Raw genomic sequence first — 19558 nt, forward strand, 5'->3', positions numbered from 1 at the left:
TGTTTAGATCTTTTCGATCAAAAGATTGACCAAGGAAAGATCTACGACTTCAAGGCTCACCGCAAGCTTATTCTTCACATCCTGGCGAAGCTTGGCCTTAGCAAAATAATTCATAATTTTATTACGCAGGGACACATAGAGGTAATTGTAGACCGGACCATGTACAACAATGGACTCTCTTTTGATCCAGAGATTGATAAAGAGATCCTGTACAAGATCTTCCGCATCCTGCAGGTTTCCAATTTTTAAGAAAGCAGTCTGTGTCAGCTTGTCGGTATGCGTATTCACCAACATTTCAAAATCTGAAATATCTTTGATCAACAATTTTGATTTCATAATTTAATTGCTGGTTTAATTGCTTATAATATTGCTGTTCGTAATCAAACATACTGGATTTTTTTGCATTAAAAGTCAAGCCTTTAAAACAAACGTTTGCGTAAATTTTCATTTTATCTCTTTCTGGATAGGGATGATCTAGAGGAACAAGCGAATTGTTTTCAGTCAATGCAAAGTCTAAAACCCATCTACCTAACAATTTATTGCTTGGCGTGAACAATGCATAAGCGAATAGCAGAAAAACTAAAAAGGCAAATATGGTCTTCATGTAAATTAAAATGGTATCAATATACAATATATTTACCTTTACTTTAGTATAAATGCATCATGCAGTATTCTACCTGAATACTGCATGATTATTTTTACCTCAATTAGTCGAAACTCGATTGCCCAGACACCCGTATTTCTCAACTTTGTTTTTAGATCCGTTATTCTTGCGAATATTCCTTATCGCTAGTGGTTCAATATCGTTAACTTGCTTGTTGACCACTCGCTCGATCTGACTGTAACTTCGTATTTACCTGAGCCTTCAACTCGTTGATCAAGTCTACAGCCTGATTGTATTTGGATTTCAGGTCATTCACCAGGGCTACGGAAGTAGCTAAATCTGCAGCATCATTAAGAACTGATTTTGCACTGTTACTCGCGACTACATTGGCTACTACCGCAGACTGTGAGACAATGCCTTTAACCGTGGTGGTTGCGAGATTATTGTCGTGAATAAGCCTACGTAAGGGCGACCAATCCGTTATCGCTCCAGTACCAAAAAGCTTTTTGGTAAAATATAGTTCATCCAGGGTGTTTGATTTAGAATATATCCGAAAGGAACTTATGGAATTAGTATCATTGAAATTCCCTGTTCTATCAACTCCTAGTGCTACACCTAGGGTTGGCCAAAATGGCGCCGCCTCCTTGACGATAATTGGAGAAAATCCTCCTATGGGATTAATGCTGTTAATTGGCGTAAGGATATCATTTTTTCCTTTACCTTATATGAATCGCTAGCTACTGTCCCATCGATCTCTATGTTTTGTTTTATAAATTTTTCTGAGTCAAAATCCTCTACATTAACAAAGGATGTGCGCTCCCTAAATCAACAATTCCTTTTGCTCCATTTTTAAATCGGTTGTAGACGGAATTCTTGATTTCAATATATCGTGCTCCATCCTGTATTTCAATCCGTCCGATCATCGCTCCAACAACAGAAATCTGCTTGGCTGTGCTGCCTATACGCAGGATATTCCCGAAATAGCAATTGGTATAGGTACTATAACTCGAACTATCGGAAACATCGACAGGATTGGCCTCCAATCCGACACCGATAAAGGTATTTACTTTACAATCCTTACCAACAACGATACCATATACACTATTGGCTTCTGCGCTACCGCCGATGAAGGTATTTTCGTCAGCTTGGGACATCAATACACCAATGCCCAAACCTTCAAAATAGTTTTGATAAAATGTGTTGTTAGTGCTGTTACCAGCAGTGATACTACCACGCTGTCCCAAGCCGATAAATATACCTGCATATGGGACGCTCGTCATCGGGGTGAGATACTTGCTACACCCACAGCCCAAAAATTGTGTCAGCTGTACGGAAGCGAGGTACCAACCATATCCATCACTGCTATTCTTGCCATCGCCTACCCACACATTGGAGAACTTACTCCGTGCAATGCCCCTAAGGTATAAGGTAATGGTAGTGTTGGCATTTCCGGAGAAGACGATATCGCTGATGGTGATATTGTTGATAAACTGGGTCGTTTCGGTACCGCCTTTAAATGCATCAATCTCAAAAGCTTTGTCTGCAGATCCAGTAAACTTTAATATGGTGCCTTTTCCTGTCCTCTGAGTTTGGCACCTTCGAAAACAAAGTTTAGCGTCTGACTATAGGCGATCGTTCCGATGGGTAAAATGCCTTCTAGCGCTTTGTTTTCCTTTAGATAGTCAAAAACACAGCCAATCTAGCTGCATTATCAGTTAGTGAGACACTGACACCGAAATAAAGTGCATTGACATGTTCGATAAATTGATGTTCCAGTTTAATACCTCCCGTTTCGACAATACTCCCGCCGTTGTCTGCCAGTAAAGTTGTACTCAGTGAGTAAATAATGGGTGTTGGGGTATCTCCTTTCTCATAATACCCCAATAGTTCCACTCCTGCACAGCATCCGCTCTGTAATGCCAGGATTTCACAAGCAGATAAGCCGCGCATATCCACCATCGTGTCTTTAATTAAAAATTGATTTGCCATATTCTTTTGTTTTTATGTGTATAGCAAAAGTATGGCTGTGTGCTTGACTTGTTGAGTAAAACTAGGTGTATGTAAGCGGTATAGGAGAGATACCGAAAAGTCGAGATTTGAAATACCAAATCTCACAGATATAATATATTCTTATTAAATTGTGGAGGAAATTGCTAAAAACTATGAAATCAGTTTTCACCTTAAAATACATATTACATAATGGAGGCTGGGCCGCTCTTGAAATTGGCAATATTGAAAAGACTGTCACACTCAATATTTCCTTTTTCACGATTCGTTGAAGGAATTGGCACAATCTGCAATTGAATTAAGAACTAAAGGTGAAAAATCAGTTGTTTTTATGGATGAACCTGGCGAGCATAAACTTATATTGAAAAAAGTGGCGCTAGCATTTCCTATGAACTCCGATGGTATAAAGATTGGGCTAGTTGGCACCTCATAAGTGAAGACAATTTTGAAATTATACTTTCGGGAGCTACTACCCTACCGAAATACATTAATTTGGTACGGGAGAATCTGATAAGAATATGGAATGAGAATGGATCAGAAGGCTATAAGAAAAAATGGTCTAAACATGATTTTCCCCTCAGTGAATATGAACTTCTGAAGGGATATCAGTAACCTCTATTTAAACGCGGTACTATTTTTAAGAACTTATTATTCTTCCGACTCCGATGCCCCTGTTTGACTTACCATTTATACTCTTTTAAGTTTATAAGTCCACTCGTATTAAATTGGGTAATCGCACTTGGCCTAAAGATTGGTGGTTCAAAATAGAGTCTTTCCAATGCTGCAAGCCCCGTCACATTGATCTTTTGCAGTGGGTTACCATTCAGATCTGCATCTTTAAGCTTGGAAAAAGGCCTCAGATCAATTTCGGTTATTTGATTATTCGAAAGGTCCAGCTCTTTAAGTTCAAGAGATCCCTCAGCGTTGAATGTCGTCAACTGATTTCTGAAAAGGTTTACACGCTCCAATTTAGTTTTTTTGCTCAGATCAATTGATGTCAGCTTATTTACATTGATCCGTATATCCCTTAACGCTGCGAGCCCAGAAAGGTCCAAAACAGATAATTCATTTTGGTCCATAAAAATCACTTCCAGGTTTGTACAGCCTTTCAATAGGAGTCGTTTAATCCTATTGTTGTTTCCATAAACATATTTAAGATGTTGCATCCCTTCAAGATCAACAGTGGTTAAATGGTTATTCAGAAATGCAAGCTCTTCAAGACTAATAAAATTTTTAATACCCTCTAATGAGGAGATATCTGCATTATTTACATGAAGCTTTTTAATTTGCGTAAGTTCTGATTTTTGGATTTTTCCATCCCCGTTGGCATCAATCCCTGGGCAATTAGAGCTGCTTTGAATTGCTCATCCGGAAAGTTGATGCTCTGGGCTTTCGATTCAACAACACCCAAGTAAAGGGACAGGTTTATGAGAAATATGGCAATTGATTTCATCTGTTTAGTTTTTAATTAATTCCATAAAGAGTGATAGGCGTTGAGATTACCCGCTTTATTTCGCGATATTGATTACATTGGGCTTATGATCAGCAGCTACCTCAATGTAGTCACCAACTTCTTCCTCATAGGCGCTTGATTCATAGCGCATTTCTGCGGGTACATAACCTCCCCCATCTGTATTCCGAGCATATTATAGTTGGCTATGACTGGCCCAGATTGAACTTTGTTACCACGCACTTTTTCCCATATCACTAGACTCACCACATAGTATTTTCCTGGTTTCAGGTTGGTAAACACAAAATTTCCCTTGTCATCAATTGTCTTTGTTTCAATACGGGCCATGGCCGCTTCTTTTGTCATCGCTGCTTGCTTTTTCTTACTGTTGTATTTCTTTTTCAGTTCAATAAATTCGGTAAGATGAGCTGTTACAGGATATAATAAAACTTTGGACTGATAGCTTGGATAGTTGACATATCCCCTTTTTTAAATGAGATAGTACCTGTTATGGTATTGCTTCCTTCGTCAAGCATTGTATAAGCTTCCGTTGAATTAAAGGCTGCCTTAGGAAGTACATAGTCCACTTTTTGCTGTGCCGTTGCCGTAGACAAGGAGCACAAAATAAGAACTATTTTAAAACAGACGGATAGCTTCTGTCTGTTTTGAAAATCGGGTATCAACTTAAACCTTTTCATATCCTTTTTTTTCAAAATTAGGATATTAGCGATCTTTAAAGTGGTCATTTTGAGCAAAAAATGGTCATGTACACCCCTTTTCGCAGGTACTCGACATAGTTCTTCAGCAAATGGTAACACAAGGTTATCGAGGATTCGACACAGTCGATGGAGAAAAAATTATATGGAGAAATTCAGTTGGAATACTAGCTTTTTAAAGGGGCCGATTTTCCCTGTCAATGAAAATCAAACCAGCATTGCGCAACTTCAAAGCAGAGAAACTTATCCTATAAAAGAAAAAGGCCGCTTGGACAGTATCCAAGCGGCCGCAAAACCTTACATCGTTATATGCTTTATTTTCCTTTAGCTATCTCCGTCTGGACCTCATTTACAAATTCTACAGTGACGTTCGATAATTCGGCAATCTCCGAATTCGAAAACTTATTCGAAGACAAAAGGTTTTTATTACCTCCGCTTTTGCCTTAGTTTCTCCTTCAGCTTTTCCCTTGGCTTCTCCCTCTGCTCTTCCTTCGGCCATTGCTTTTTCGCGTGCTCGTTTCAATTGCTCTTCCTGACTACTTCGGATACTCTCGGCATCCCATTTATTTCTTAAACTTGCATTGTACATCTCTCGTTCCTCCGGTTTTAGTTTGCTATACTCTGCTAACTGAAATAACTTTTCAAATATCGGCTTACGCAGATATTTTGAAAGTCCCTTTAGCGAGGACATGTTTTTGAGTATATAAAGCCAACGATCCAAATCATTATCTAACTCTGCCTCAGCTGTAACAAAGTTAACCAATTCCACATATATAAAGCCCAGATCCTCGTAAAATATTTTACCGTGATCCCGATAACATAGACAAATATCGTGTAAAAAATACATCTCATCACCCGCATCAGGCATCGTAAAACCATCCATCAATACAATAATATAGACTTCACTAATTGCATAATTCCAAGCCCTTCGGTTGCCTTTGGGTGCCTGATCCGCTATCAATTTACTACTGTAGTAAAACATGCGCTTTTTCAAATTATCCTGCGCCGTGCGCTGCACTTCAATAATAAACCGTTCGCCCTTATCTGCCGACAGGTCAGGTCAAAAATAACAGTACCGACATCCTCTGTATCTCCGACATGCTCATTTTTGTTATAATATAAATCAGCAATGACCTTGCGCCCTCTAAAAAGCTCGTTTAAGAAAGCGATCAGAAGATCTTTATTGGTATCTGATCCGAAAACTTTTTAAAGCCATAATCCGTCGTGATATCGATATATTTAGACTGCTTCAATTCACTCATAATATGTTGTTTTTAAATTGGTTAACAACACAAATATAAGTAAACAAATACAGCCGCACTAATATTTTTAGCAAAAATAATATTATTTTATATTTCTTTTAAAACAATGTCTACGATGAATACGATCATATAGTCTTTTATCCATTTGTATGTTATTTGAGAATATAGCAAATGCTTATTCAACTAAACTTGCTTCATCTTTCAGATCTTCGCTATAGTTGTTGTCTTTTAGCAGTATATGGAGGTAAAATAGTTTAAAGATAGACCGCTCAGGAAAAAACTTTTGGTGACTTGTTCAAAGGGATTGTACAGCATAGGGCTAACTTAGGATTTAATCAGTAAACTCTTTCCTGTTCTTTCGGATGTAGTCAACCTGAATTTTTGTAAGTCTTTGGTTTCATTAAGTTTGTAGAATTCCTCGTCAAATTTGTTCAACGGATTGTTTTCGTAGGATTTACTAAAACCTTCTACCGTGCCATCCTGATCTTTAGTTATTTTTGATTTCTCTTTTTCAAACGTGCTATTTGCTCGCTCGGTCAGGTCAGCAAATTTAGTAGCGCCGACCAATTTCAACGCTTCTGGCAGTGCGGCAGCAAATTGACCGCTTGAATTGAAATAAAATTGATTATACCCCCATTATTTACTTCTGTTTGTAATTGGCTGATCATATATATTGCTTGCCTAGATTTGTTCCAAGACAAGACAATTTCATATTCTTTATCATGTGTTGCCGATAACTTACGATAGAGATTATCATAAACGACGTCTAATAACAAATCATCTGAAGTCGTATCAATAATTTGCTCGGTTAGTGGATTCTGGATTGATGGTTTATTATTGTTTGGTTTAGTACGTTCAGAACAGCCAAACAAATTTAAAATCATTATTATAATTCCAATGGTAATAATTTGTGCTCTCATTGATTTTATCATCTTTAAACCTTTTAGTACTCAAATATATACATTGCTTTGCCATATTTTTATGTTTTTATGTATGTGGCAAAAGTATGGTTGCCACGGTGGTTATCCGAGGAAAACAAGGTGTATGTAAGCGGGAGATACTGAAAAGCCTGTAACAGTAGAAGGCAGGAAAGAAAACTATTTTGTCTCTGCTTTATTAATCAATAACTTTTGAAATTCCTTTCCGATAACAGGATTAATAATATGTTGAAAGTTTTTTTGTAACGTAAAAACGGTAACTGTAGCATCAGATTCCGGAGAATAAATAACATCAGTCCCCACCAACCGCCATGGTAGTAAGCATTGAATCCCATATCAAAGTGATAAAGTCCCAGACAGTATTTGGATTGATCTGAAGGCAAAACGTAGGTATGCATAGCTTTCAGGATCTGTTTGTCCTGAATGATTTTTCCATCAAATAGATATTGGAAAAATAGGGCTGATTCTTTGGCCGTCGCGGCAATTCCACCACCACCATACAAATCCCAGGAAGGATTAATAGCGTACGAATCCCATTTATACTCACTTGCATATTGATGAGCAAGTGCTAGGGTGTTGGCGGGATAATTTTCCAAATCAATAAACCAGGTTTTGGTTAGATTGAGTTCTTTGTATTTCAATAAATCCCGAATAGCTGCATAAAATGGCTGATGTGTTTTTTGCTCAATAATTTCGGTTAGAGTAAGTAATTTATATCTCCGTAACTAAATTTTTCACCTACAGGCTCAGGATCTCCAATTTCAATCGATCTCTCGATTTGCTCCTCTTTTTTCCATTTGTATGTCGGATGCTGATTTACGAATTTAAAATAATCTTCGTCCACATAATCCTGAATTCCAGATGTATGAGACAATAAATGCTTTATCGTAATTGCGTCCAGAAGATACCCATCTTTTTCAAATAATTGACGCGTTCGCTCCGATAATAAATTTTTGATCGGCTGATCGATGGATAAGCTGCCTTTTTCGACCAATCTGAGTATTGCTGCAGCGACGTAAGGCTTTGTATTACTGGCTATGAGAACAGGTTGTTGACTATTTAGCGGTTTATTTGTTTTGCTATCTGCGATTCCAGTTGCATAGCTCCAAGAAATATTTTGCTTGGGTGCTTCGACATGAACAATAATTCCGATGGCATCCTTATTTCTTTCGTAAATCGAGTCTACTTTATTTTTAAAAACTGCCTGTAATTGGGCTGACCCGATCAATGGAATCCACAGTGTATTTAATAATAATACTTTTTCATATGTTCTTTTGGATGATACCCGTAAAGCTATAATTAATATAATGTCTGGATTTTGTACACTCAGACTGCTATTTACTGCTTAAACAGGTCTGCATTGAGAGTTCAAATAGATTACATGGCGATAGGTTAATATACCATTTAGTTTGAACCTGTCTTCACAACCAAATATAGACCTTTTATTTATCTTTTAAAATAAAAATTATTACTCCTATTTGACCGCTAATCGAAACAGATGACCTCCCTGACTCACATTCTGGGAATTTATTGACTTGCCCTATTCTCTTGTTTTTATGTATAAAGCAAAAGTATGGCTATGGCCGTGATTATCTGAGAAAAACAAGCTATATGTAAGGGGTATGCGGGAGATACCGAAAAGTATGGTACGCCGCAGTTAGGAACCTTATTTTTAATAAAAAAGCATTCTGCTTTCTTTATATTTGTTATAAATCAGTAATATGACTAAGGAATTATTTGAATTTGAAATTTTAAAAGCTAGCAGAACTAGGCTATTACAATTAATAGAAACAGTTGATAACAAAATATTATTTAAAATTCCAGAAAACTTTAACAATAATATAATTTGGCAAATTGGTCACTGTATCACATCTCAACAGAGGCATATGTATATGCGTAGTGGATTGCCCATGTACATATCACAGGAGTTTATGGAAGCGTTCAAAATTGGAACTTCCCCACATACTTGGAAAAATATTCCAGACGTTGATGAAATAAAACATTTATTACTTTATACCGTAAATCAACTTAGTAAAGATCTAGAATCAGGCATATTTGTTAAATACCAACCCTTTAGCTTACCGATTGGTATCTTTATAAATAATCACATTCAAGCACTTCAAGCTGCTAACTTTCACGAAGCCGAGCACAGTGGAATAATATTAAACTACTTAAAACTTCTTATTAAATAAGATATATTTATGCCATATCTATTAGCATTTAGTATAAAAAAGCCGTAGGATCCTACAGCTTTTCTGTTTTTAGCAAGTTGCACTATTTCAGCACGCGAACTGTTTTCGCAGTGGATTGCTTATTGAAAATATCTGTAATGGTCAGACGAACATTGTAGTTACCTGTGGCTAAGGTATTATTCAACGTATCGGCACGTTTCTCTGGCCTAATCAATTCTTTATTTGCAAGTACCACCCCATTAGGATCGAGTAGTTCAATTTTATAACTTAACTGTGGCGAACCGGTATCACTAACCGCCCAGGATACAATGACTTTATTACTTTGATATTTTGCGGATTCATTACTGCTGTTAAGTGCCGTTAGCGTTGGAGCGGTCCCCTGATTAGCTTGCTCCGGCAAATCTAAAGTACGCCCTGTCCCAAAAGCGGCATCTGGTGTTACGGAACCACCATGCTCCATAAAATGTGCATTTTCTGTCGCATCATATCCGGCATTAAAGGCGCGATCGAAATAACCATTACGACCTGCGTCATTGTCATTCGCTGAAAAATACCGACTAGTAGATTTCTCCCAAACGTTGTCTACACCTAAGTTCCAACAATCTTTAAAGAATGCTTTGCGATGAAATCTACCATCCCATGAAGGATTATCTCCTACCCAATTTTCAAGAAATGCGCCATTGCCAACACCCAAGAATCCGGATTCAGCTTGTCGTCCAATCGTGGAGGTATGAAACCACTTCCCTGTCGCTTCATTACGGATAAAGTTGGCAATGTAAATTTTTCCATTCTCCTTCCATGATCGTAGAACCACGTTATACCAGGTGTTTAATTCCCATCCGTAAGGGTTGACGGTTTTCTGTCCATCTCCTTCTCCGCCAAAGCGACTTGCCACTGTTGTCGGTGCCTTGTAAGAATAAAAAGCATAGTTCGCAGCACTGGTATTGAGATCCCACAAAGATGCAATCAAGGTATAAGGTGTGGGTGTATTCTGATCGGGTGTATCTTGCAATCCAGCATAGCCCCCTGATAATTGTGTACGGAAAAGTATTCGGTCTTGGCGGTATTGGTAATTTTAATCTTATGCATCTTCAAGACAGCGTCATTCTTAAACCTATACACTAGGTGTTGCGAGGGTGCAGCATTACTTCCCGACAGGTTCAAATTGGGCAAGTCTTTGTCGCTTTGTGTTTGGCTGTTGTATTGCTTCAGTTTTAAATCGGGTCTGGTACTTTTAGAACAAGAACTGCTTAATAGAACACTCAATAAGATCGCACATTGTGAGGCTTTTATCATAATTACAAGTTTTATTAAAATTAGTTAACAAGTCTGACTGCTGTTAAAAAAGCGTCATTACAATAAATTATTTATAAAATCTGAGATTATAAAACTTCACCTAAACGAAATCGATTGCATAATCTTATGTGTAACAGAATGAATCTTTAAATCGGGTTCGGATTGCATCACGGAATGTTTATCCAGCGTAACGTGTCCAAAGATCCGATCAAGGATAAAATTACAGCAAGTTAGTTTAATAAATTTCCCTACCACATCAACCGCTCGCAAAATGCGATAAGTAAATAAAATTATATCTTTTAATCGCCAGTGATAGAATTGAAATGATTAATTTTAGTCAACGGGATATGATGAATTGTAAACCACTAAAAATAGCGTATGAAAAAAATATTTTTTGCTGCTGTCATGGCGTTATCTATTCTCTCCTGTAGAGAAAATAAAGCTGATAATTCCCCTGCAGACAACGTAGTAGATAATGCAGGCTCTTTAGTTTCCGGTTCCCTAAAAAGTTATCGGGGCGACGAAGTAACTGTAAACAGTATCTATTTTAAATTGATTAAAAATGATAAAAATCTGACGGCGCTCAATACCAAAATAGCAGACACCTTCGAGGAAACCGAAAAAACTTTGGCCGTCTATAGAAATATACTTAACACCTCTACCTCATATTATCAGGATGCTCATCTCCAGATAAAATCTATCACAGATTCATTAGTCAGGCAACAGGTAGAAAAGGAAATTACCGCCAGTTCTGACCAGTACGATCTTAAAGTAAAAAATATCAAGGAACGGATGGATCTGATCAACAAAAATAGTGAGACCTTGACAAGCCTCTATACCGCTTTTAAAATCAGAAAACGCTCCCTGAAATTGAAAAATACCAACATGCACATCCTTTACAAAAAGATAGTCTGGATCATTTCATTAATAAACAGAATAAACTTCTGGAAGAATTAAAAAATTTAAAATAATACATTCATGACTTATACAACGAAATGGCTGACGGATAAAACACGTGTTGAAGAACTTGTAGATTTTTTTATCGCCCACAAAACAGACTCTTACATCTCACACAGTGAAATCATGTATGGCAGAGCCATCGATTCTAAGCATTGGAACCCTGATCTCAGAGCTGTATTTACAGAACAGCTTATGAACGATTATGATTATAGCGGGACTTCACAACTTAAGATTCTGATTGTAGAAAACGAGCTTAGAAAAATTGTGGGCATGCTTGTTCTTACTGTGATCAGCAGCCCTTTTAAAAAATATGCGGTGTTAGAGGACATGCTTTTGGATGGATCTGTCAGAGGCCAGTCTCTTGGAAGCAAACTGTTGGAAGGCGTTATACAGGAATCCAAAAACTGGAATGTTAGTTTTATCATGCTGGAAAGTGGCGTCAATAATCATGGTGCGCATCATTTTTTCAGTAAGTATGGTTTTGAAAAAGTATCCGAAAGTTATATGTTAACATTATAAAAATTGATTGAAAACTAAGTAATCGTCCAATTCCTGATTTTCTTCATTTAGGATCAATGCATAATAGCCGACATTTGACTCTTTTGACAACAGATTCAACCGGATTTCGATGACATAGTTCTCACTACGCATATCGTTATATAAAAATTTTATCGAATCCCTTTCAAGTTGGACATCACTAGCAGATTTAGCTATTTCATTAAATAAGCAAGAATTCTCTTCTAGTTCGATACAGCTGTGATAGGAATCGATCGCCCTTTTAAAATAATTCTCCAATATTTGATTATGTATATTTTTTATCAAAGCAACTTGTATTTTAAAGGCATTACATCTTCAATCCCCACGGTTAAAGTTACAATATTGCCCAGTATTCCGTTCGATAATAACAGGGGAAATACCGAAAAGTAGGATAATACTCCCATTTTGTGGGAAGAGGTCAATTCTTTACTGTTATTGAATTATTTAGTGATAAAAGCTGAAATATCCTCTATCAATGACGGAAACAATGCCTCTGGTATAGCGTGTCCCATTCCATTTTTTAGGATCAACTCGCAGTTAGGTATATTATTTTTAAATCAACCGCATGTTCTGTACTAAATAGCGCATCTTGATCGCCGTGTATCACCAATGTCGGCACATGGAGACTATGTAGGACATCTGGGTCGTATTTATAGCTTACAAGGGCAATGATCTGACGAAAAGGTTTTATCAGAGATGACTTTCGGCATTCGTCCTCGATAATTAGCGCACACTCCTTTTCTTCATTAAAACTAAATTGGTTTCCATAGATAGCTTTCATAAAGTCGATTTTTTCCTTTATGAAAGTTGGTTTATTATCTTTAAAACTTGTGGTTGAGCTTGTCATTTTTCTTATCAAAGCATCATCTGCCTTCGGGAGAGCAGGATTAAAGGATGAGGACATTAATAAAATCAACGTCTTGGTCAATGCGGGGTATTTATATGCAAATAGCTGTGCTATGATTCCCCCATTGATCGCCCGACAATATGTGCACGTTGAATGCCCAGTGAATGTAGTAGATCTCCGATGTCATCGGCCATATCCATTAAGGAATAAGGAGCAGTATGTTTTTCGGGATGCTGTAAAAAATCATTCAGAGAAAAGCTATGGATATCGTTACTTCTATCGGTAGTAAAAGTACTTTTTCCACAGTCTCTGTTATCAAAGCAAATCACACGAAATCCTTCTTCTACAAGTTGATTACAAAATGAAAGTTCCCAACGTGTCATTTGGGTATTTAATCCACTGACCAGCACGATAGTTTCTCTTTTTTTTCGCCATATATTTCATAATAGATGGCGGCATTTTTCAGCTCAATATATCCCATAAATAATTTACAGTAATGCAATTTCCAAAGGTAAAAGTCTTGAATCCAAGATAGCGGCGGAACGATGTCCTGCAATTTGCATATAACCCGGATTTTGCTCAAATGCGAAAAAGTCCGATACGCTTTTTGCCTGATCAGCATGCATATATGCCATTGCTCGTCCTGAGGACCAATCAAAAAGCGGTCTCCTTTCCCGATGAAAAGTATTTCCCCGCCCCCTGTTCTACAAATGGTTTGGCCAGTTGTATATATTGCATAAAAGCATCATATCCCGAAATTTTGCTGACAGGTGCAATCTTAGGAAAATCGGAATAATCTGCAATTTCCTTCAAACGTATCAGATTTAAATTTACAATTGATCCCTGAATATTTTTAGCGCAAGATCCCGACCGGCTTCATAAGTGGGATGTAAATATTTTTGTCGATATTCATAATTAATGTTTAGATATCACCCCCAATGACTTCAGCTGGTTTGAGAAAATTTCCAGATCTTCTGCCGCCATTCCATCTAACAGTTTTTTGGAAATGTAATCTGCCGTAACGCTCGCTTCCTTATAAACTTTATCTCCGGCTGTACTGAGCTTAACATAGCTTACACGGGCATCCCTTTCATTACTGTCCTTTTCAACAAGCCCAATTTTTTCCAACGGTAAAATAATGCGCGTAATTCCCGATGCAGTTAAACCAGTATTTTCTGCTAGATCTATTCTTTTTAAACGATTGCCGGGGCTTTGCTTAAAATATGCAAGATCATAAAGTCTGTAAGACTTATTCCATGCAGGCTCAAACCGTCAAACTTCTTGGTAAGGACAGATTGAATTTTTATGATGTTTAGAATTGTATTTATTTCCATGACTATGATATTTGCAATATACTTGACCATTCAAGTATATTGCAAATATATGTATTTTTTTATCGCCACGAAATGATGCTTTTTCTATTATTTGATCTTGCCAAAACAAGCTTTAGGTATCGTCATTTTAATGGCTTTATTCCAACGAGACTGTCTAAATAATAATAGCAAATTGAACAGGTATACGAATATATAATTGGGTTGTATTGCTGATGTGATTATGCCCCTTTTACCTTACTTTAAATGTTGTCACGACAAAACCATGATCAGAAGGGTATAAAATTTCTTTGCCATTCAGTTTTATGGTGTCATTAAAAAACACTTGGTAAGACTCAGATTTTATGGCTTTTAACTTCGGACTCTTGTAAAATATATAATCGATCCTATGGTCATCATTTTCTCCTTTGGTATGCCATGTTATACCCGGATGTGTGACGGGATTTGGGTTCAATGTTCGATACGTATCAAGCAATCCGATATCTGCCAATACTTTTGTTGAATACCAGGAACCACCAGATTATTGTGAATTTTCTTGGTATTCTTGTCCCAATCCAAATGAGAAGGGGTATTTAGGTCTCCACCAAGAATCATGGGTACTGAGTCTGCCTGTGCAGCATACTTTTTAGATAGGGTAATACTTTCTGTATCATTTCGTATTTAGCACCTGATCTTTCCCAAACAAGAAGCTCTTCGGCTGTTTTACCCAACTTTTCGGGCTCGTTTTCCCATGGTAAATAGTGAAACCAGTTCGAGAAAAACCGGATCTTTTGGTTTTGGATGATAACTTCTCTTCCGCCCAGAAAAAAAGGAAATTCAGTATCAATTCGTTCTCCAAAAGGATATCTTGATATAATTGACAAATTAACTTTTTATCATTTAAAGCTGTTCCTCGGGAGCAACTAAATGAAAATTGTAACCTAAGGAATCGGCTATCTCTTTACCGGAGCCGTAAGTTTCCACCATCAATATGACATCCGGATTTATTTCTCTTATAATCTGAACCGCATGGGCTTTGCCGTCTTTGCTATCATTGGCTCCGTGCAGTATATTCCATGCCATCACCTTAAAGGTTTCGGGATTCTTTTGAGCTACGCAGTTAAAACAAATAAATGCGAATGTTAAAAAGAGAATAGTAAACTTCATTGTCTGTCTTTATTAATTTAAAAATTTTAGAAGATTCATAAATGTATTGCAGGGTCAAGATTAATCAAAAAATAAATATGTACAAACATATAAAATTCGAAAAAGCACCATTTTATAACCAAAGTTGATATTAGCAGAAATAGAAATGGGAAACGGCTCACTATGTACAAACATAATTATTTAATAATGATCTGCAAATATCTTGTATGTCAATTCCATCTGTGGGCTTTATACATTTTCAAAGATGCGTCGAATTGCGGTTTTAGACTGTTTTTGTCAGCTTTTGATAAAAAAATGACAAACGGAATTAGACTTTACACATTTATAATCAGTATATTACAAAAAAATTCAATAATTAATAGCAACAGCTATCTTTGGTTTTTCCTGAACAGTGACTTTGCAATAATTCCATTACCCTAGCTATAAAACGTTGGACAGTTTAATAATCAGTAAAAACTACTCAGTGACTTTAGCAAAGGGAATTTCTTGACCAATGTCAATCTTTTTTATCGGAAAATAGAAGAACTTAGACAATACATTAAATAGAAAAAATATAAACAGAATTAAAAGGAATGTTATGAAAAAGATTGCTATTAATGGATTTGGCCGCATCGGACGCGCCGCTTTAAAAATAATAACAGAAACTGCCGACCTTGAGGTTGTCGGAATCAATGATCTGATGAGTATCGAAAACGCTGCCTACCTCCTCAAATATGACAGTAATTATGGTAAATATGAAAAAGATGTACGTATCGAGGGAGATACACTTGTAGTCGATGGAAAAGCTGTTAAATATACGAGCATAAGGGAAATTGAAAAATTACCCTGGAAAGATATTCAAGCTGACATCATCATCGAAAGTACAGGTATTTTCACGAACAAAGCCGATGCTGAAAAACATCTGACGTCCGGAGCAAAATTTGTAGTGATCTCGGGCCCGACCAAAGATACGCCCACTGTTGTCCATGGTGTAAATACCGAAGATGGAAAGGTTTCTGTTTTTTCATGTGCAAGCTGCACGACCAACAATATCAGTCCAATCATCGAAATTTTAGGAAGAAGAATTGGAATCAAAAAGCAATTCTGAATACCACACACGGTTATACTGCTTCGCAGGCACTTGTAGATGCTCCTTCAAAAAAGAACCGCGTATGGGAAGGGCTGCAGGAATTAACCTCGCTCCTGCCGCTACCGGTGCTGCAATAGCAACTACAAAAGCACTTCCGCAATACGCTGGAAAGTTTGACGGCATAGCAGTTCGGGTGCCTGTTCCGGTGGGATCCATATCTGATATTACGTTTATTGCTGAAAGGCCCACAACAATCGAAGAGATAAACCAGGTTTTGATCGATGAATCCAAAACTGATCGCTATAAAAGGTGCTAACCGTAACAGACGAACCACTGGTATCTACCGATATCATCAAAAGTCCGTTTGCAGCGACAGTTGATCTGGAAATGACAAGAGTTGTCGATGGTGATCTTGTAAAAGTAATGGCCTGGTATGATAACGAATGGGGATTTACCAATCAAATGATTAGACAAATTCAAGCTATTTAGAGCAATAGCAATGAGAAACTGAACATTCAAGACCTTTCAATAATTTGGAAGGTCTTATCTTTATAATTAATATCTTTGAGGTATGAATATCGAAAACATCGGACAACCTTTCCTTAAAAAATTTCCCGGAGATTTTTCCAATAATCCAACGCAGAGAAACACACCAAAAGTTTTATTTGCTACGATTAAACCTGCCGGGTTTGACCATCCCCAACTAATTGCTTTTAACGAGACTCTATCTGAAGAAATAGGGCTGGGAAAATTTGAAGAAAAGGATCTTAATTTTCTGGTGGGATCCCAGCTTCCCGACAATATTCAGAGCTATGCCACTGCTTATGCCGGACATCAATTTGGCAACTGGGCAGGACAGCTGGGAGACGGAAGAGCGATTCTCGCTGGGGAAATTACCAATGCTACGGGTAAGAAAACAGAGATCCAGTGGAAAGGAGCCGGTGCAACTCCTATTCAAGACGTGCAGACGGAAGGGCTGTATTGCGGTCTTCTGTACGCGAATACCTGATGAGTGAAGCGATGTATCACTTAAGCGTACCCACTACCAGAGCTTTGAGCCTGGCCTTTACTGGAGAAGATGTTATTCGGGATATCATGTATAACGGAAATCCACGATACGAAAAAGGGGCCGTAGTCATAAGAACTGCTGAAAGCTTCCTCCGTTTCGGGCATTTTGAATTGATGTTTGCTCAGGGCGAGCACAAGCTGTTACAGGACCTGCTTGATTTTACGATTGAAAATTACTTTCCCGAAATTGTTTCATCCGATCATCAGAAATATAAAGATTTTTTCGAAAATGTATGTATCCGGACAGCTGACTTAATGGTAGAATGGTTCAGAGTAGGTTTTGTTCATGGTGTAATGAACACAGACAATATGTCGATCTTAGGGTTAACAATTGATTATGGCCCCTATTCTATGATGGATGAATATAATTTAAATTTCACGCCAAATACTACGGATCTTCCGGGAAGAAGATATGCCTTTGGAAAGCAGGGACAGATATCACACTGGAATCTCTGGAAACTTGCAAATGCCCTTCAGCCAATAATCAATGATGAAAAATTTTTGGAAAGCACGCTAAATAATTTTGGAGTTTATTTTGGGAAGCCCATGACAAAATGCTTTGTAAAAAATTCGGATTTGATGGGCTCAGAAAAGAGGATGAAGACTTTCTCACCAATTGGCAGGGTATCATGCAGGAGTTGGAATTGGATCATACTTTGTTCTTCAATCAATTAGAAAAAATAACTCCAGATACGGATTTAAAGGAATATTTCAGCCCTGCAGCTTATACTGTTTTAAATGAAGAAAAGCTCAGAAAACTTGAAGACTTTATTGATCAGTACCAATCCCGTCTGCAATCAAATACGATTTCAAGGGAAGAATCCCTGGAATTAATGAAAACGACAAATCCTAAATTCATACTGAGAAACTACCTGCTTTACCAGTGTATCGAAGAAATTAGTAACGGAAAACAGAAATGCTAACTAAACTAACGCAGGCTTTAGAAAATCCATACCAAGAACTATTTCCAGAATTTTCTGTGAAGCGCCCTTCCAACTATGATGACACCGCAGGATGCTCTACGCTTTCATGTAGCTCATAACAAAAGTTAATCAATTGTAGTCTTTTTATAAATACGAGAGTCGCTCAGGACCTGTCCGTACGGTTATTTTTTTAATAAAATAAAGAAATAGCTAACTGTGGGGATTCACACAATTGATTTCATTCTATGATTAATGACTTTTTGGCCAATTATCGGTCTTGTTGTAACTTTATTTTTCCTCTACTTGATTTATAGAGCTATAGTTTGACTGATCAGGAAGTGTGTAAGAGAAGAGCTGGCTAAAACAGAAAAAATGCCCAAAACTTTTGATGTGAGCAAGTTGAAATAGTGTCATTCGCAAAGGTTTTTCAATAGCATTTTATTTTAATTGACCGCATTAAAATAAAATTTGGTACAAACCCAAACTAGGAGCAAAAAGTACTGTTTGCCTTTTAAGGTTACGGTTTTGGGCACTGTCATATCATCGCACTTAAAGCGTTGCTTTTTCAGTTCGTAATAAGCCAAATAATCCAGACTGGGCAGTTTGCCATTGCGCCAACCAATCAAAACATCGTCATCGAATTTAGGAATTTCAGTTTTTGTTATATCAAGTTCGCTTTTAAAAGATCTGTTTGTCTAACGACCAAAGTCTGGTTGATCACTCGAAATACATCACAGCGCTCGGTATTCACGATCGTGTAGGGACAAGGTTTGAGTCCATATGGTTTCAACATTTCTACTTCGTATTTTTTAAAGCGTCCATCTGCAAGCTATCATTCAGATCTTTCAATTCTTCCGATTTTTATGCAAACTATCGGCGATAACCATCATTTTGAAATCTTCTTGTTTTCCATAATCTGGATAGAAAAACTTTTTGCCGTTGAAATATAAATTCCCCTGTTTATCGATGTAAAATGGCTGTTCCCAGTTGTAAATCTTTTCAAAGATTATGTTTTTATTTACATCAATAATCTTTAGGGGCGAATTGCTGTTGTCGGGTTTTAAAAGTATTCTGTCGTCGTTTAAAAAAACTAGACCACTTAGTCCAGTCATATCTGTCACTTTTCTGAACTTGCTTTCATCTTTTAGCAATTCGATCAGTTGGGGCACATCTGGGTGTTTATCTTTTTGGGGATAGGATTACAGCCTACAA

26 protein-coding genes and 2 pseudogenes are annotated in these 19558 nt (G+C 37.3%); 8 read left to right on the plus strand and 20 right to left on the minus strand.

Translation table 11 applies throughout. From position 1 onward, the window contains the following. Positions 1-3: 3 nt before the first annotated feature. The 3 genes from KUH03_RS02395 to KUH03_RS02405 form a co-directional block, all read right to left on the minus strand. A complete protein-coding gene (locus KUH03_RS02395) occupies positions 4-336 on the minus strand; it encodes an RNA polymerase sigma factor (protein ID WP_257091405.1) in 333 nt (110 codons plus the stop codon). 1062 nt (positions 337-1398) lie between these two features. Further along, complete coding sequence (locus tag KUH03_RS02400; protein WP_257091406.1) at positions 1399-1992, minus strand: hypothetical protein; 594 nt, start codon at positions 1990-1992, stop codon at positions 1399-1401. Positions 1993-2278: 286 nt separating this feature from the next. Next, complete coding sequence (locus KUH03_RS02405) at positions 2279-2593, minus strand: hypothetical protein (RefSeq protein WP_257091407.1); 315 nt, start codon at positions 2591-2593, stop codon at positions 2279-2281. A 295-nt stretch (positions 2594-2888) separates the two neighbouring features. Between KUH03_RS02405 and KUH03_RS02410 the strand changes: the two genes are divergently transcribed. After that, on the plus strand, positions 2889-3044 hold the full coding sequence (locus KUH03_RS02410) for a hypothetical protein (RefSeq protein WP_257091408.1): 156 nt from the start codon (positions 2889-2891) through the stop codon (positions 3042-3044). Positions 3045-3291: 247 nt separating this feature from the next. Here the strand turns inward: KUH03_RS02410 and KUH03_RS02415 are convergent, their stop codons facing one another. From KUH03_RS02415 to KUH03_RS02455, 9 genes and pseudogenes are all read right to left on the minus strand, one after another. Next, positions 3292-3777, minus strand: coding sequence for a hypothetical protein (locus KUH03_RS02415; RefSeq protein WP_257091409.1), 486 nt, complete (start codon positions 3775-3777; stop codon positions 3292-3294). Between the two features lie 101 nt (positions 3778-3878). Continuing rightward, positions 3879-4064, minus strand: coding sequence for a hypothetical protein (locus KUH03_RS02420; RefSeq protein WP_257091410.1), 186 nt, complete (start codon positions 4062-4064; stop codon positions 3879-3881). Between the two features lie 96 nt (positions 4065-4160). Then, positions 4161-4427 (minus strand): prealbumin-like fold domain-containing protein, encoded by a 267-nt coding sequence (locus tag KUH03_RS02425; protein WP_257091411.1) that lies wholly within the window; start codon positions 4425-4427, stop codon positions 4161-4163. A gap of 65 nt (positions 4428-4492) precedes the next feature. Continuing rightward, positions 4493-4774, minus strand: coding sequence for a hypothetical protein (locus KUH03_RS02430; protein WP_257091412.1), 282 nt, complete (start codon positions 4772-4774; stop codon positions 4493-4495). A gap of 361 nt (positions 4775-5135) precedes the next feature. Then, positions 5136-5950, minus strand: a pseudogene (locus KUH03_RS02435) (PD-(D/E)XK nuclease family transposase). 413 nt (positions 5951-6363) lie between these two features. After that, complete coding sequence (locus KUH03_RS02440; RefSeq protein ID WP_257091414.1) at positions 6364-6612, minus strand: DMP19 family protein; 249 nt, start codon at positions 6610-6612, stop codon at positions 6364-6366. Continuing rightward, a complete protein-coding gene (locus KUH03_RS02445) occupies positions 6609-6971 on the minus strand; it encodes a hypothetical protein (RefSeq protein WP_257091415.1) in 363 nt (120 codons plus the stop codon). Before KUH03_RS02445 ends, KUH03_RS02440 begins: the two co-directional genes overlap by 4 nt. 188 nt (positions 6972-7159) lie before the next feature. After that, complete coding sequence (locus tag KUH03_RS02450) at positions 7160-7618, minus strand: hypothetical protein (RefSeq protein WP_257091416.1); 459 nt, start codon at positions 7616-7618, stop codon at positions 7160-7162. Between the two features lie 56 nt (positions 7619-7674). Further along, entirely contained in the window at positions 7675-8205 is a 531-nt protein-coding gene (locus KUH03_RS02455) for a serine hydrolase (RefSeq protein WP_257091417.1), read from the minus strand. Between the two features lie 493 nt (positions 8206-8698). On the opposite strand from KUH03_RS02455, the gene KUH03_RS02460 reads away from it, so the two are divergent. Continuing rightward, positions 8699-9169 (plus strand): DinB family protein, encoded by a 471-nt coding sequence (locus tag KUH03_RS02460; RefSeq protein WP_120257109.1) that lies wholly within the window; start codon positions 8699-8701, stop codon positions 9167-9169. Positions 9170-9251: 82 nt separating this feature from the next. On the opposite strand, the gene KUH03_RS02465 is transcribed toward KUH03_RS02460, so the two are convergent. Beyond that, the gene (locus KUH03_RS02465) at positions 9252-10220 is read right to left on the minus strand and encodes a DUF3472 domain-containing protein (protein WP_373564926.1); all 969 of its coding nucleotides are present in this window, start codon (positions 10218-10220) and stop codon (positions 9252-9254) included. Positions 10221-10843: 623 nt separating this feature from the next. On the opposite strand from KUH03_RS02465, the gene KUH03_RS02470 reads away from it, so the two are divergent. Beyond that, complete coding sequence (locus KUH03_RS02470; protein ID WP_257091419.1) at positions 10844-11422, plus strand: hypothetical protein; 579 nt, start codon at positions 10844-10846, stop codon at positions 11420-11422. A gap of 21 nt (positions 11423-11443) precedes the next feature. Beyond that, positions 11444-11944: a GNAT family N-acetyltransferase gene (locus KUH03_RS02475; protein WP_120257106.1), complete on the plus strand. Its 501-nt coding sequence runs from the start codon at positions 11444-11446 to the stop codon at positions 11942-11944. Here KUH03_RS02475 and KUH03_RS02480 read toward each other — a convergent pair. The 6 genes from KUH03_RS02480 to KUH03_RS02505 form a co-directional block, all read right to left on the minus strand. Then, positions 11939-12076, minus strand: coding sequence for a hypothetical protein (locus KUH03_RS02480; RefSeq protein ID WP_257091420.1), 138 nt, complete (start codon positions 12074-12076; stop codon positions 11939-11941). The two genes, KUH03_RS02475 and KUH03_RS02480, sit on opposite strands and share 6 nt — an antisense overlap. A gap of 412 nt (positions 12077-12488) precedes the next feature. Beyond that, positions 12489-12743: an alpha/beta fold hydrolase gene (locus KUH03_RS02485; RefSeq protein WP_257091421.1), complete on the minus strand. Its 255-nt coding sequence runs from the start codon at positions 12741-12743 to the stop codon at positions 12489-12491. Between the two features lie 176 nt (positions 12744-12919). Next, positions 12920-13219, minus strand: coding sequence for an alpha/beta fold hydrolase (locus KUH03_RS02490; RefSeq protein ID WP_257091422.1), 300 nt, complete (start codon positions 13217-13219; stop codon positions 12920-12922). A gap of 244 nt (positions 13220-13463) precedes the next feature. Then, a complete protein-coding gene (locus tag KUH03_RS02495) occupies positions 13464-13622 on the minus strand; it encodes a hypothetical protein (RefSeq protein ID WP_257091423.1) in 159 nt (52 codons plus the stop codon). 102 nt (positions 13623-13724) lie between these two features. After that, positions 13725-13937 (minus strand): hypothetical protein, encoded by a 213-nt coding sequence (locus tag KUH03_RS02500; protein ID WP_257091424.1) that lies wholly within the window; start codon positions 13935-13937, stop codon positions 13725-13727. Positions 13938-15019: 1082 nt separating this feature from the next. Beyond that, complete coding sequence (locus KUH03_RS02505) at positions 15020-15286, minus strand: hypothetical protein (RefSeq protein WP_257091425.1); 267 nt, start codon at positions 15284-15286, stop codon at positions 15020-15022. Between the two features lie 577 nt (positions 15287-15863). Between KUH03_RS02505 and KUH03_RS02510 the strand changes: the two genes are divergently transcribed. The 4 genes and pseudogenes from KUH03_RS02510 (at position 15864) to KUH03_RS02525 (ending at position 18346) form a co-directional block, all read left to right on the plus strand. Then, positions 15864-16373, plus strand: a complete 510-nt coding sequence (locus KUH03_RS02510; protein ID WP_257091426.1) for a glyceraldehyde 3-phosphate dehydrogenase NAD-binding domain-containing protein — start codon at positions 15864-15866, stop codon at positions 16371-16373. Further along, on the plus strand, positions 16351-16671 hold the full coding sequence (locus KUH03_RS02515; protein WP_257091427.1) for a hypothetical protein: 321 nt from the start codon (positions 16351-16353) through the stop codon (positions 16669-16671). Before KUH03_RS02510 ends, KUH03_RS02515 begins: the two co-directional genes overlap by 23 nt. Beyond that, positions 16665-16844, plus strand: a complete 180-nt coding sequence (locus KUH03_RS02520; RefSeq protein ID WP_257091428.1) for a hypothetical protein — start codon at positions 16665-16667, stop codon at positions 16842-16844. The genes KUH03_RS02515 and KUH03_RS02520 overlap by 7 nt, the downstream gene beginning before the upstream one ends. 82 nt (positions 16845-16926) lie before the next feature. Next, a pseudogene (locus tag KUH03_RS02525) lies at positions 16927-18346 on the plus strand (YdiU family protein). Between the two features lie 845 nt (positions 18347-19191). Here KUH03_RS02525 and KUH03_RS02530 read toward each other — a convergent pair. Further along, positions 19192-19515, minus strand: a complete 324-nt coding sequence (locus KUH03_RS02530; protein ID WP_257091429.1) for a hypothetical protein — start codon at positions 19513-19515, stop codon at positions 19192-19194. Positions 19516-19558 lie beyond the last annotated feature (43 nt).

It is taken from the genome of Sphingobacterium sp. E70 (genome assembly GCF_019285695.1).
Taxonomy (GTDB): domain Bacteria; phylum Bacteroidota; class Bacteroidia; order Sphingobacteriales; family Sphingobacteriaceae; genus Sphingobacterium; species Sphingobacterium detergens.